The organism is Streptomyces sp. NBC_01571, from assembly GCF_026339875.1.
Classification (GTDB): Bacteria; Actinomycetota; Actinomycetes; order Streptomycetales; family Streptomycetaceae; genus Streptomyces.
Map to the genome: position 1 here is coordinate 9,032,039 of NZ_JAPEPZ010000001.1, position 13,166 is coordinate 9,045,204.

Sequence of the window (13,166 nt, forward strand, 5' to 3'; positions counted from 1 at the left end):
CCTGCTCGGCCCGGCCGACAGGGCAGCGTGTGCCGGCGCCATCCGATCCGGACGACAGACCCCGGCCCCGTCCGCCACGCCGGTGGCACCGGCATCACGCCAGTGCCACCAGCCCCAGGTACTCCTCGCTCCACAGGTCCTCGTCCGCGTCCGGGAGCAGCAGCACCCGGTCCGGGCGCAGGGCCCGGAGCGCGCCCTCGTCGTGGGTGACCATGACGATCGCGCCCGGATACGCGCCCACCGCGGTCAGCACCTCGGCGCGGGAGGCCGGGTCCAGGTTGTTGGTGGGCTCGTCGAGCAGCAGGACGTTGGCGCCGGAGTGGACCAGCCCCGCCAGGGCGAGGCGGGTCTTCTCGCCGCCGGACAGGACGTCGACGCGTTTGCCGGCGTCGTCCCCGGTGAACAGGAACGCGCCGAGCACGCGCCGCACCTCCCCGTCGGTGAGGTGCGGGGCGGCTGCGGCCAGGTGACCGCGGACCGTGTCCGTCGGGTCGAGCGTGTCGTGTTCCTGCGCGAAGTAGCCGATCCGCAGCCCGTGACCGTGGACCACGCGGCCGTCGTCCGGGGTCTCCCGGCCGGCGAGCAGCCGCAGCAGCGTCGTCTTGCCCGCGCCGTTCGGCCCGAGGACCACCAGGCGGCTGCCGCGGTCCACGGCCAGGTCGACGCCGCGCAGGACGCGGTGCTCGCCGTACGACTTCGAGAGGGCGGCCGTGCCGAGCGGCATCCGCCCGCAGGGGGCGGGCTCCGGCAGCCGAATCCGGGCGACCTTGTCCCGCCGCCTGACCGGTTCGAGCCCGGCCAGCAGGCGGTCGGCGCGCCGGGCCATGTTCTTCGCCGCCACGGCGGTCGCGACGTTCGCGCGCATCCGGTCCGCCTGGGCGTGCAGGGCGGAGGCCTTGCGCTCGGCGCCGGCCCGCTCCCGCGCCCGGCGCCGCTCCGCGGCGTCCCGCTGGGCGAGGTAGGTGTGCCAGTCCGTGTTGTGGACGTCGAGCGTGGCGCGGCGCGGGTCCAGGTGGAAGACGCGGTTGACCACGGCGGCCAGCAGCGAGGTGTCGTGGCTGATCAGGACGAGACCTCCCTGATGGTTCGTCAGGAAGCCGCGCAGCCAGCCGATCGAGTCGGCGTCCAGGTGGTTCGTCGGCTCGTCCAGGAGCAGTGTGCCGTGGTCCGCGAAGAGGATGCGGGCCAGTTCGACCCGGCGGCGCTGCCCACCCGACAGGGCACCGAGCGGCTGGTCCATCACCCGCGTCGGCAGCCCGAGGCCCGCGGCGACCCGGGCCGCCTCCGCCTCGGCCGCGTAGCCTCCGCGTGCCTGGAACTCCGCCTCGGCGCGCACATAGGCGTTCATCGCGCGCTCGGTCCCGTCGGCCATCGCGGTCTCCGCCGTGCGCAGTGCGCGGACGGCACGGTCGAGGCCGCGCGCCGACAGGATCCGGTCGGTGACCGTGACCTGCGGGTCGGCGGCGCGGGAGTCCTGGGCGAGGTGGCCGAGCTGCCCGGTGACGGCGACGGACCCGGCCGCGGGGCGTACCCGTCCCGCGAGGGCGTTCAGCAGGGTGGTCTTGCCCGCGCCGTTGCGGCCGACCAGGCCGATGCGGTCGCCGGGGGAGATGTGGAAGGAGATGTCGGACAGCAGCAGTCGTGCGCCGACGCGCACGTCGACACCGCGCACGGTGATCATGGGAGACGCTCCGGGAATCAATCGGCAGAAGGACACACGTGTGGCGTGGAAGCGGGTCCTGGAGCTAAGAGATTCGGGGCGTGGACATGCGGTCAGGGTAGCGGGGCGTTCGGGGTCGGCGCCTTTGCAATTCGGGGCGGAGGACGGGCTTTCGGACGGCGTCGGGGGTGGGCCCGCCGGGAGGTCGGGCCCGCCGGGAGGTCGGGCTCGACGGGAGGTGAATTCCGGGCGGTATGGACGCCGGCGCGCCCGGGCCCCGTAGGACCCGCCTCGGAGCTTCGGAGTCCCGGAGTCCCGGAGTCCCGGAGTCCCCGGAGTCCCCGGAGTCTCAGTCCGGCAGTGTGAAACCCAAGGCCGCCGCCGCCTCCGCCGGGGTCGGCTGTGTCCAGCGTTCCGCCATCGCCTGGTTCGAGGACAGTGAGCGCACCTCCGCGCGGTCCAGGTACAGCACACCGTCCAGATGGTCCGTCTCGTGCTGCACGATCCGTGCCGGCCAGCCCGTGAACACCTCGTCGACCGTACGGCCCAGCTCGTCGAGCGCCGTCAGCCGCACCTCGGCGTGCCGGGCCACCACGGCCTGCCACCCCGGCACGCTCAGGCACCCCTCGAAGAACACCGCCCGAGCCGCGCCGACCCCCTCGTACACCGGATTCACCAGCACCCGGAACGGCTGCGGGACCCGTCCGCGTACCACCCGCACCTCCTCGGACACCGGCGCCGGATCCTCGATGACCGCGAGCCGCAGCGGGACGCCGACCTGGGGCGCCGCGAGGCCCACCCCCGGCGCCGCGTGCATGGTCGCGCGCAACGCGGCGACGAACCGGCTCAGCAGCCCCGGGTCCAGCTGACCGTCGAACGGCTCGGCGGGGCGGCGCAGCACCGGGTTCCCGGCGGCCACGATCGGCAACGGGCCTTCCCGGTCCAGCAGTTGCTCGACCAGGTCGTTCAGCGGGCGGGGGGCGAGGTCACGTTCGGATGCCATCGCGCCAGCATGCCAAGAGGGAGCGCGCCGTGCGAGGCGGCGCAAGCCGTACCCCGCGGATCCTCGCCTGTGACCCACACCACATCATCGCCCGGGAACTCGGCGTGCCCCTGTCCCGACTTCTGGACCACCACCGGCCGGGAGCCCAACTCCCCGGTCCACGGCCCGAGTCCGCCCCAACCCCCACCGGAGAAGCCCGCCGATGCCCACCGCTCCCACGATCACGACGGACGACACTCCGCGCCCTGTCGCCCCGGTCCCCGCCCGAAAAGCCGCCCTGCGCCCCCTGATACTGCGCCTGCACTTCTACGCGGGAGTGCTCGTCGCCCCGTTCCTCCTGGTCGCCGCCGTGACCGGACTGCTCTACGCCGCCTCGTTCCAGGCCGAGAAGATCGTGTACGCGCACGAGCTGACCGCCCCGGTGGGCGACCGTGAACTGCCGCTCTCCGAGCAGGTGGCCGCCGCCCGCAAGGCCCACCCGCAGGGCACGGTCTCCGCCGTACGCCCCTCGCCCGCCGTGGACGCGACGACGAGGGTGCTGCTCTCCGGCGTACCGGGCGTCGACCCGGACCACACCCTCGCGGTGTTCGTCGACCCGTACACCGCCCAGGTGCGTGGAGCCCTCGAACAGTACGGCTCCACCGGCGCGCTCCCGCTGCGCACCTGGATCGACGGGCTCCACGCCAACCTCCTGCTCGGCGAGACCGGACGTCTGTACAGCGAACTCGCGGCCAGCTGGCTGTGGGTGATCTCGGGCGGCGGCCTCGTGCTGTGGTTCGGGCGCAGGCGCGCCCGGCGCAAGGTGCGGGGCACATCGGGGCGCCGTCGCACGCTGGGCCTGCACGGCACGGTCGGCGTCTGGGCGGCCGCCGGGTTCTTCTTCCTCTCCGCGACCGGGCTCACCTGGTCGACGTACGCCGGCGCCAACATCGACGAGCTGAGGACCTCCCTCGGGCAGGCGACGCCCTCCGTGTCGGCGACGGGCGCCGGTGAGCACGCGGGCCACGGTGGCACGGAGGCCGACGGGAGCGTCACGCCCCGGCCCGCCGACATCGACAGAATCCTCGGGGCCGCCCGTTCCCAGGGCCTCGGCGACCCCGTCGAGATCGTCCCGCCCGCCGACGCCTCCTCCGCGTACGTGGTGCGGCAGATCCAGCGCAGCTGGCCCGAGAAGCAGGACGCGGTCGCGGTGGACCCGGCCACCGGCGAGGTCACCGACGTGCTGCGGTTCGCCGACCACCCGGTGCTCGCCAAGCTGACCCGCTGGGGCATCGACGCCCACACCGGTGTCCTCTTCGGCCTCGCCAACCAGATCGCCCTGATGGCGCTCGCGCTCTGCCTGATCCTGCTCATCGTGTGGGGCTACCGCATGTGGTGGCAGCGCGGTCGCGCCGCCGCGTTCGGCCGGCCCGTCCCGCGCGGTGCCTGGCAGCAGGTGCCGCCCACGGTCCTGGTCCCGCTGATGGCGGCCGTCGCCGTTCTCGGCTACTTCGTTCCGCTGCTCGGCATCCCGCTCGTGGCGTTCGTCGCCGTCGACGTCCTGCTCGGCGAGATCGCCCACCGGCGGGGCCGGGGCGCGCCCGTCGCCAGGTAGCGTGATCGTGGACGCGAACGCCGGAGGGAGACGGACATGGCGCAGCGCAACCGCGAGGTCCCGGACCGGCCTTCCAGACGCCGCGGGCAGGGCGAGCTGGAGGGCCAGGTCCTCGGCGCGCTGCGCGAGGCGGACGCCCCGGTGACCGCCGCCTGGGTGCAGGAGAGCCTCGGCGGCGACCTCGCCTACACGACCGTCGTCACCATCCTGACCCGGTTGCTCGCCAAGGACGCGGTGGCCCGTGAACGCCGAGGACGCTCCTTCGTATGGCGTCCCACCGCCGACGTCGCGAGTCTGGCCGCGCTCAAGATGCGCCGGCTCCTCGACGGCGAGAGCGACCGCGAGGCCGTCCTCGCCAGCTTCGTCACCGCGCTGCCGCCGGACGACGAACAGGTGCTGCGCGCGCTCCTGGAGTCGGCGCACGCGACCGACGCGACAGGAGCGGCCGGCGGTACGGAAGACTGACGTCTCATGGGGGTCTTCGTCTTTCTGCCGCTGGTCCTGCCGCTCACCGCCTGGCCGGTCGCACGCCTCGCCGAACTGCATCTGCACCCGCGCACGGCCACCCGCCTGCTGACGGCCTTCGCCACCGTCATGGCCGTGTGCAGCACATTCTGCCTGGCGTTGCTGATGGTCGTCGGCACCGCGCAACTGCCCGGCAACCCGCTGCCGGACCGCTGGTCGGATCCCGAGGTCCGCGCGGCCGTGCCGTACGACGAGATCGCGGGCAAGGCGGCGGTCCCGGCCCTGGTGCTCGTCCTGGCGGTCTGTGCGCGGACCCTGTGGCGTCACCACCGGATCGCCCGCCGGGCCCGCCGGGCACTCGCCGGACTGCCCGCCTCGTCCGTGGTCGTGCTCCCGGAGGAGAAGTCCTACGCCTACGCCCTGCCCGGCAGGCCCCGCGGGCGGGTCGTGGTCACCACGGCCCTGCTGCGGGGCCTGATCCCGCCCGAGCGCCGCGCCCTCTTCGCGCACGAGCGGGCCCACCTGACCGCCCGTCACCACCGGTATCTGCTCGCCGTACGACTCGCGGCACGCGCCAACCCCTTCCTGCGCCCGCTGCGTACGGCCGTCGCCTTCACCACGGAGCGATGGGCGGACGAGGACGCGGCACGGTCGGTGGGAAGCCGCAGGGTGGTGGCGCGGGCGATCGGCAAGGCCGCCCTGCTGTCGGGTGCGGCGCCGGCGTTCGCCGGGATCTCGGGGTTCTCCGCATTCACGGATTTCTCGGGTTTCCCGGGTTTCCCGGGTTTCCCGGGTTTCCCGGGTTTCCCGGGTTTCCCGGGGTTCGCGTCCGCGGGTCCCGTGCCGCGGAGGGTCGCCGCGCTGCTGGAGCCCGCGCCCGTGGCCCGCAGCTGGCCGTCGGTGTTCACCTCGGTGGGGCTGGCCGCCTGGGGTGCCGCGGTCGGCACGCTGGTCTCCGCGATGTCCTCCGCGAACTCGGCCGTGACGATGTTCCTGATCCTGCACGCGGCCACGCCGCTCTAGGCGTCCTGCCCGGGGCGTGGGGCCGCGGACCTGGCTCATGGCCGCGGCCGCAGGGCCGTATGGCCACCGGGCGGCGAGGCCACCGGGCGGCGAGGCCGCCGGGCGGGGGGCCGCCGGGTGGGGGGCCGCCGGGCCGTCCTGGATCCTGCATCCGTGCGGAGACAAGGAGCCGGCCAGGGAACTCGTCCACGAGTGCGACAACGGGACGTACACCGCGGGACAGGGGCCGGACACCGCGACGCGGGCCGGACACCACGGTGTCCGGCCCGCGCGCTTCGGGCATCGGTCCCTTCCGTCCGCGCCGGGCGGAGGGCGATGCCCGCGAGGAACTCCCGAGGTGTCCCGGACCCCGAGGTGTTCCGGTCCTTCAGACGGCGATCACACCTGCTCGAAGTCACCCGCGAGCGCCGAGGCGATCCGCAGGTGCGACTCGGCCTCGTCCTGGCGCCCCTGGCGCTGGAGCGTGCGTCCCAGCATCAGCCGGGCGTAGTGCTCCACCGGGTCGAGCTCCACGAGCGTGCGCAACTCCGTCTCGGCGCGGCGCAGTTGGGCGGAGTGGTAGTACGAACGTGCCAGCAGCAGCCGGGGTCCCACCTGCTCCGGCACCTCCTCCACCAGCCCGGCCAGGACCCGCGCGGCCCCGGCGTAGTCCTTGGCGTCGAAGAACAACCGCGCCCGCTCCCAGCGCTCCGCGGCTGTCCCGTGGTCGTAGTACTCCATGTCCACTGCTGACCTCCTTCGAGCGCCTCAACCGAGGGGATTGGTTGAATATTCCACGAACGTGGGAGCGGTCGGGCCTCGGGGTGCCCGAGTCCCGTGTCCGTGTCCGTGTCCGTGTCCGTGTCCGGGCCCGGGCCCGGACACGCGGCCCTACGCGCCCGCGAGCTCCGCGTCGGCCCGTTCCGTGACCAGGGCCAGCACCCGGCCCGCGGTCGCCAGATCCTCGGCCGGGATGCCGGCGTAGATCCGGGCCGCGATCTCGTTCCCGCCGGTGCGGATCCGCTCGAACAGCTCGCCGCCGTGCTCGGTCAGTGACACCTGACCTGTGGTCGGCTCCGCCAGCAGGCCGAGAGCCGTCATCTCGTCGACGGTCCGGCGGGCCGTCGCCTCCTCGATCTTCAGCGCCCCGGTCAGGCGGGCCACCAGCAAGGTCCGCTCGACGGCTCCGTCCTGCTCGGAGACGACCCGCAGGGCCACTGACTGGTTGAAGGTGGTCCCGGTGCGGGCGAGCAGGGTCTCCAGGACCGCGCGGCTCGCGTAGTGGGCCAGGCCTATGACCTGGCCGTTGACCGGGGGAGTGGTGGTGGTCATGAGTACTCCTCATCAGAACGTCGCTGATCGGAATGCTGCTGAGTGGCATCCGCCGGAGCGGAAGGCGCGTGGTCGGAAGGCGCCTGACCGGGCGCTGCCGGTGCGTGGCCGGAACGCGTCCGGTCGGCGTCGGGGTCGGTGGACTGATCGACGCGGGGATCGAGCGATACGCCGAGCAGGGTCGCCAGCTCGCCGCTGAACGCTCGCGTGCGCTCGCCGTCGAACCCGCCGAGGGGCTCGAGGAGCTGGTCGAGCAGTCCGTGGACCACCCTGATCGCGCGGCGGGCGACCGCCTGCCCGTCCTGCGTGAGCGACAGCCGGACGGCCCGGGGATCGGCCGGATCCCGCGTGCGGTCGACGATGCCCGCCGCCTCCAGGGAGCGGGCCAGCTTCGAGACGTAGAGCGGTTCGAGTCCGGTGTGGTCGGCGAGCTGCCGCTGGCTGGGCCGCTGCCCGGTGTGGTGCATCCCGTACAGCGACGCGACCAGCGAGTACTGGGCGTGGGTCAGACCCAGTGGCGCGACCGCCCGGTCGACGGCCACCCGCCACTTCATCGACAGGCGCCAGACGAGGAAACCGGGGGTCGCGTGCTCGAATACGGAACTCATGCAAAAAACAGTACATGGCTACTATAGCCATGGCTACTATTTTCCGGACGGTCGGACCAATGGCGTAGTTCCCTCCGACCGCGGCCCTAGGACCGCCCGGCGCCGCATAGGTTCTGAGCCATGCGCCGGTCCCGCCGGAGGGACGGTGACCTGACGGACGGTCCTCGACGGGGCTAGGTTGTGCGCCATGAGCAATCTCGATCGCGACGCAGTTCCCGCCCTGTGCGGTGGCCGCGGGTTCGTGGTGGCCGAGCCGGTGCGTGAACTCCTCAGTCCCCGCCGGGTCAAGCTCGGCGAGTCCACCGAAGTCCGGCGCCTGCTGCCCAACCTGGGCCGACGCATGATCGGCGCGTGGTGCTTCGTCGATCATTACGGTCCCGACGACATCGCCGACGAGCCGGGCATGCAGGTCCCGCCGCACCCGCACATGGGACTGCAGACCGTCAGCTGGCTGCACGAGGGCGAGGTGCTGCACCGCGACTCCACGGGCAGCCTGCAGACGATCCGCCCGCGCGAACTGGGCCTCATGACCTCCGGCCGCGCCATCAGCCACTCCGAGGAGAGCCCCAAGTCACACGCCCGCCTCCTGCACGGAGCGCAGCTGTGGGTGGCCCTTCCCGACGGCCACCGGCACACGGACCCGCACTTCGAGCACCACGCCGAGCTGCCCCTCGTCACGGCGCCCGGTGTCAAGGCCACGCTCATCCTGGGCACCGTCGACGGCACGACCTCGCCCGGCACGACGTACAGCCCGATCGTCGGTGCCGACCTGGCCCTGGCGAACGGCGCCGACGTACGTCTGCCGCTGGAGCCCGACTTCGAGTACGCCGTGCTGTCCATGTCGGGCGAGACCCACGTCGACGGCGTACCGGTCCTCCCGGGCTCGATGCTCTACCTCGGTTGCGGTCGCACCGAACTGCCCCTGCGCGCCGCGTCGGACGCGTCCCTCATGCTCCTCGGCGGCGAGCCGTTCGAGGAGGAGCTGGTCATGTGGTGGAACTTCATCGGGCGGTCCAACGAGGACATCGCACAGGCCCGTTCGGACTGGATGAAGGGCTCCCGGTTCGGTGAGGTGGTGGGGTACGACGGGGCACCACTGACCGCTCCCGAACTCCCGCCCGTCCCGCTGAAACCGCGCGGGAGGGTGCGCTGACCTGGGGTTCCAGCTCTAGTGCACGCCTCTCGCGGGACGCGGTCGTCTGCGCTCGACACCCGGTTTCCCCGAGGGGCGATCGCTCCTCGGGAAAACCTCGACGTGCAAAGCCGCGTTGTCATGTCCGGCCATCTGCAGACGGGTTTAGTCAGCCTAATACTGACCCAGTGCTGACTGTCCTGACGGATCCCTGACGGCACTGATCCCCGTTTCGTCAACCAGAGGCTGCGGCACGAGCCCTGCGACACTCGTACAGCGCTGAGCAGCACCAGCGAGCGATGTCAGAGTTCCACGTCGGCAGGCCACCAAAGTCGGAGTTTCACCACGCCGATGCCGTCACTGCGGCCGACGCGTCCCGCCATTGGTGCGGCCGGCCTCCCGTTGCAGGCCTTCGTCGCGCGCCGGGGCTCCGGTCCCCCTGCCTCGGAGCCATTCCATGCGGGTCCGTCCCGGACGGAATGCCGATCAGCGGCGGTTCGCTGCGAAGAGCCCGAATGTGGTGGCAGGAGCAAATCGTTCCCCCAGCGCCTGCAGCACTCCTGACTGCGTCGACCAGTAACGTTGCAGCTCCACATCGTGAAACACCGGCGCCAGGAGTCCCTCGAGGGACAGTTCGTCCACTCCCTGCCGGACCACGTGGTACTCCGCCATATCCGCCTCGTTCGTCTCGTCGTAGTGGCCGCGCAGCCGACGCACCCTGGTAGCCAGGCCACGGCCCAGTTCGCCCTGACCGAGCCTCCAAAGAAGATAAGCGCCGTGATCCAGATTCATGGAAAGCCCCGACCTGCGCGGGTACCACAAGGGGTCCTGAATGCTGTAAAAAACGCCGCCGGGAGCAATACGCTGAATGAGATGTTCGACGGCACCCAGGTAGTCCGGGATGTGGTGAAGTACAGAGATGCACACCACGGCGTCGAGCGGCTCTGCGCGAAAGATTGCCTTTCCTTCAGGGTCATGGGTGACGGTGACGTACGGATTATTACGGAAACGGTGCCGAAGGACCGCCGCGCTGGGAGCGCTCATCTCCGTCACCTCGACCGTTGCCCCGGCCGCCACCAGATGGTCGGTGAAGGTTCCATGTCCGGCGCCGACCTCGAGGACCCGACATTGGCCGTTCCGCTCGATAACCTTACCCACAAGGGCGTGTACGCCCGAGATCACCCGCTCACGGATGCGGTGATGCCGAATATGTGGAGAGCCTTTCGCATAATCATGACCATCGCCGTGGGCGCGTGCTTGAAGGTGCCCAATTGTGGGCCTGCTCAAGGTTTCCGTCATGCGAGGACACTATTCCGGGGGCTGTCTCCACGGCAGGATCCGCGGAGATCAGGAAAGATAGTTCACGCATCTGGCCGCAGGAATTACGCACCGTCCTGGGCTCAGGGGGATGCGTTCTCAGCCTGTGAGTAGGAGCATGGCGGTGCTGAGATCGTGACCCGTAGTGATTGGCTGCCTCGGCGATGTTGGTCCAGCCCGCCTGGCGCATGAGCCCGATGGCGTTTGATCTCCACCGGTTGGACGGCGATGGGGGAAGAGCAGGCCGGACCGGACGATGCAGACCTCAGGGCGGCGCACCTCACGTAGGCCGTGCCCTGGCCCGGCGGTTCGAGCCTGCAGCAGGATCTACTTCCGGGGCAGCGGCCGCAGCCGCTTGCACAGTTTCTAGGCCAGTCCGAGTTGTTGGCGCAGGCCGGAGTCGGTATCGGCAGCGAAGCCCGCGATGGCCGCCAGGGACGTGGCTCCGCCGAGGACGGCGACGCTGCACAGCGCGAGCAGGGAGCCCGGGCAGCAGCGGCGGCCTCGGACCCGGCGGGGATCGGGTATCCGGCCCAGCACATCCGCAAAGCCGGTGAGGTGGAACGACTCCGGACAGGTGGAATCGGCGTCCGCGTAGTCCCGCTGCAGGACACCGATCAGGGAGGATGGCACCCGAATGTGACGCCTGTTCGTGATCAAAGGCTTCGGCAACCTTGATCACCCGGAGTCGCGTTGATGGTTTCCAGTTGGGCCGTCAACCGCAGCCGGCACCGTCGGGGCGAACCGCTCGTCTCGTCACTTGAGAACGCATTCGCCCTGACTGCTCGGACGGTGTGGTCGACTCAGCGACCCGCCCCTCTCGCGTCGTGCCGCCCTGTTTCGGAGAAATCTCCCGCAGCGGGAGAAATCTCCCACAGCCTTTCCGGGATCTACGCGCTCGCCGCCTCGCCACCGGGTTCGTCACACACGTGTCCGAGACGCTGCGACCGCCCACGCCAGGCCACGCATGTTGCCGTGCGCACGCGTCCGGCTGTGGCGGCGGTGCGGCAACCAAGTCGCGCACCGTGGTCCAACTGGCCTGCACGACACGGCCGGCCGATGCCAGTGCTTGCGGTCGGCCCTACGCGTCGCTCCCGCGGCCGATCAACAGCCGCGCGCGGAACGCGGCGGTGAGGGCTACGAATCGGGTGTTGCCCACCGCGTAGCGCAGGAACATTCGCCGCGGCTCCTGGACCAACCGGTGGAACCATTCAAGGCCGGCGCGCTGCATCCACCGCGGTGCCCTGCTGCGGAGTCCCGCCACCACGTCGAAGGATCCGCCGACACCGACCATCAGGGCACAACCCAGGTCCTTCTGCCGGCGAGCGAGGAAGTACTCCTTGCGTGGACTCGGCACGGCGAGGAACAGGATGTCCGGCCGGGTCTCACGGACGGCTGCCACGACCAGCGCCTCCTCGCTCTCCTCCCAGTAGCCGCTCCGGTATCCGACGACCTCGACGCCCTGCCCGGCGGCGATGCGCGCGGTCTCCTCGACCACCTTCGCCTCGGCGCCCAAGAGGTACACGCGGTAGCCGTTGCGCGCGGCACTGCGCCACAGCGCCAGCATGAAGTCGATGCCCGCCACGCGCTCGGGCAGGGGGCTTCCGAGGAGGCGGCCGGCCCACACGACCGACTGCCCGTCCGCGCTGACGAGCGAGCACGAGCGGATGATGCGCGCCAGTTCCGGGTCGTCGTGCGCCTGGACGATCTTGGCGGCGTTCAGCACGACGTGCTGGTGGGGGCCACCGTCCTCGATCAGCGCCTCGGCGGCAGCCACCGACTCCTCCAGCGTGAGCGGGTGGACGGGGAGTCCGCACACCGTGACCGGCCGACCCGGCCCTACCCGTCCGGTCCGCGCGTTCCCGTTCCGCGACGAGGTCGTCCGCACGTCGCACCTCCGTTCCGTCATTGCTTCTGTTCCAGACCCAAGTTCCGCCAGAACCGCACGAACTCCTCCTCGATGCGGTCGAATTCGTACTGCGGGCGCAGTGCGTTCCAGGCCTCCTGCTGGCGCCGCCGGATCCCCTCCAGGTCGTCTCCGCACGCCTCGAGGAACCCGGCCACCGAGGCGACCGAGGCCTCGACAGGCTCCACGCACCCCTTGAAGAGCTCGGCGCTCCCCGGTGAGGGCGTCGCCGCCACAGCGCAGCCCTCCTGGAGCCCTTCCAGGAGCACAAAAGGGAGCCCCTCGACCCAGCGGGCCGGAAGGACGAACACGTCGACCCCTGACCAGAACGCCCGGACGTCCGACAGATCGAGGACCCCGAGGTCCTCGTCCACGCACGTCATCCGGGTGAGCGGTACGTCGTGGCGCATCCCGGCGACCCGAAACTCGACACCGACGCCCTGTCGCTTCAGCCTCTCGACCGCATCGCAGACGAGGTCGAATCCCTTGACCCGGCTCATGGTGCCGATCCAGCCGACCCGCAGCACGCGGGAGGAGACGGGCTCCTTCGAAGACGGAACTGCTCGGGGCGCCGGATTCCTGAGCACGGTGACCGACGCCGCACGGCAGCCACTGACGCGCAGATCGCGCGCGACCGCCTCGCTCAGCACGATCCAGTGGGCTCCGCCCAGCAAGGTTCGCAGCGCGCGGTTCCTGGCGAGTCGGGCGGGCAACTGCGCCCCATGCAGATGCAGTACCACGGTGGAGTTGACGATTTTGGCGAGGACGATCAGGAAGACATCACGGAGCAGGGGCAGTCCCCACTGCGAAACCGGCAGGTAGACGGCCCTCGGAGCCGTCCCGATCAGCAGATACGCGCCTTTGCTCAGGGCCGCGAGGGTGGCCCAGGCCTTGGCGGGCCAGGACGCCGCGAACCGGTCGGATCCGACCCGGCTCGCGGAGAGGGAGATGACCGCTGGCACGTGGCAGCGACGCGTCAGCAGAGGAGTGAAGAACTCGGCTGCGCGGCCCATTCCGCCCAGACGCGGACTGTGCCTGAAAACAAGGACGGCCGACGGGGCCGCCTGCCATGGAAAACGTGGGCGATTGGGAGGCATTCCCCATTCCTCCAACTGTGGGACGCGGAACTTGAGATCCGGGAGGAAAT

General features: G+C 71.1%; 12 protein-coding genes and 1 pseudogene. 4 read left to right on the plus strand and 9 right to left on the minus strand.

Annotated features, from left to right (window positions below):
• Positions 1 to 94 precede the first annotated feature (94 nt).
• Together OHB41_RS40360 and OHB41_RS40365 are read right to left on the minus strand one after the other, a co-directional pair.
• A complete protein-coding gene (locus OHB41_RS40360) occupies positions 95 to 1,681 on the minus strand; it encodes an ABC-F family ATP-binding cassette domain-containing protein (protein ID WP_266704635.1) in 1,587 nt (528 codons plus the stop codon).
• Between the two features lie 328 nt (positions 1,682 to 2,009).
• Positions 2,010 to 2,663 carry a peptide deformylase gene (locus OHB41_RS40365; protein WP_266704637.1) on the minus strand — a complete coding sequence of 218 codons (654 nt, stop codon included), beginning with the start codon at positions 2,661 to 2,663 and terminating at the stop codon, positions 2,010 to 2,012.
• A 202-nt stretch (positions 2,664 to 2,865) separates the two neighbouring features.
• On the opposite strand from OHB41_RS40365, the gene OHB41_RS40370 reads away from it, so the two are divergent.
• The 3 genes from OHB41_RS40370 to OHB41_RS40380 are packed head-to-tail and all read left to right on the plus strand — an operon-like array spanning position 2,866 to position 5,745.
• Positions 2,866 to 4,257: a PepSY-associated TM helix domain-containing protein gene (locus OHB41_RS40370; protein WP_266704639.1), complete on the plus strand. Its 1,392-nt coding sequence runs from the start codon at positions 2,866 to 2,868 to the stop codon at positions 4,255 to 4,257.
• A 36-nt stretch (positions 4,258 to 4,293) separates the two neighbouring features.
• A complete protein-coding gene (locus OHB41_RS40375) occupies positions 4,294 to 4,722 on the plus strand; it encodes a BlaI/MecI/CopY family transcriptional regulator (protein WP_168531381.1) in 429 nt (142 codons plus the stop codon).
• A gap of 6 nt (positions 4,723 to 4,728) precedes the next feature.
• On the plus strand, positions 4,729 to 5,745 hold the full coding sequence (locus OHB41_RS40380; RefSeq protein ID WP_266704643.1) for a M56 family metallopeptidase: 1,017 nt from the start codon (positions 4,729 to 4,731) through the stop codon (positions 5,743 to 5,745).
• Positions 5,746 to 6,123: 378 nt separating this feature from the next.
• On the opposite strand, the gene OHB41_RS40385 is transcribed toward OHB41_RS40380, so the two are convergent.
• From OHB41_RS40385 to OHB41_RS40395, 3 genes and pseudogenes are all read right to left on the minus strand, one after another.
• The gene (locus OHB41_RS40385) at positions 6,124 to 6,471 is read right to left on the minus strand and encodes a tetratricopeptide repeat protein (RefSeq protein WP_168531383.1); all 348 of its coding nucleotides are present in this window, start codon (positions 6,469 to 6,471) and stop codon (positions 6,124 to 6,126) included.
• A 144-nt stretch (positions 6,472 to 6,615) separates the two neighbouring features.
• The gene (locus OHB41_RS40390; protein WP_266704647.1) at positions 6,616 to 7,056 is read right to left on the minus strand and encodes a MarR family winged helix-turn-helix transcriptional regulator; all 441 of its coding nucleotides are present in this window, start codon (positions 7,054 to 7,056) and stop codon (positions 6,616 to 6,618) included.
• 146 nt (positions 7,057 to 7,202) lie between these two features.
• Positions 7,203 to 7,664: pseudogene (locus OHB41_RS40395) on the minus strand (MarR family winged helix-turn-helix transcriptional regulator); the annotation flags it as partial.
• A 187-nt stretch (positions 7,665 to 7,851) separates the two neighbouring features.
• Between OHB41_RS40395 and OHB41_RS40400 the strand changes: the two are divergent.
• Positions 7,852 to 8,817, plus strand: coding sequence for a pirin family protein (locus OHB41_RS40400; RefSeq protein ID WP_266704649.1), 966 nt, complete (start codon positions 7,852 to 7,854; stop codon positions 8,815 to 8,817).
• A 465-nt stretch (positions 8,818 to 9,282) separates the two neighbouring features.
• Here OHB41_RS40400 and OHB41_RS40405 read toward each other — a convergent pair whose 3' ends face one another.
• From OHB41_RS40405 to OHB41_RS40420, 4 genes are all read right to left on the minus strand, one after another.
• Complete coding sequence (locus OHB41_RS40405; RefSeq protein ID WP_266704651.1) at positions 9,283 to 10,095, minus strand: class I SAM-dependent methyltransferase; 813 nt, start codon at positions 10,093 to 10,095, stop codon at positions 9,283 to 9,285.
• Positions 10,096 to 10,479: 384 nt separating this feature from the next.
• Positions 10,480 to 10,746: a transposase family protein gene (locus OHB41_RS40410; protein WP_266704653.1), complete on the minus strand. Its 267-nt coding sequence runs from the start codon at positions 10,744 to 10,746 to the stop codon at positions 10,480 to 10,482.
• A 448-nt stretch (positions 10,747 to 11,194) separates the two neighbouring features.
• Positions 11,195 to 12,001, minus strand: coding sequence for a WecB/TagA/CpsF family glycosyltransferase (locus OHB41_RS40415; protein WP_266704655.1), 807 nt, complete (start codon positions 11,999 to 12,001; stop codon positions 11,195 to 11,197).
• A 17-nt stretch (positions 12,002 to 12,018) separates the two neighbouring features.
• A complete protein-coding gene (locus OHB41_RS40420) occupies positions 12,019 to 13,032 on the minus strand; it encodes a glycosyltransferase family 4 protein (protein WP_266704657.1) in 1,014 nt (337 codons plus the stop codon).
• Positions 13,033 to 13,166: the final 134 nt, after the last annotated feature.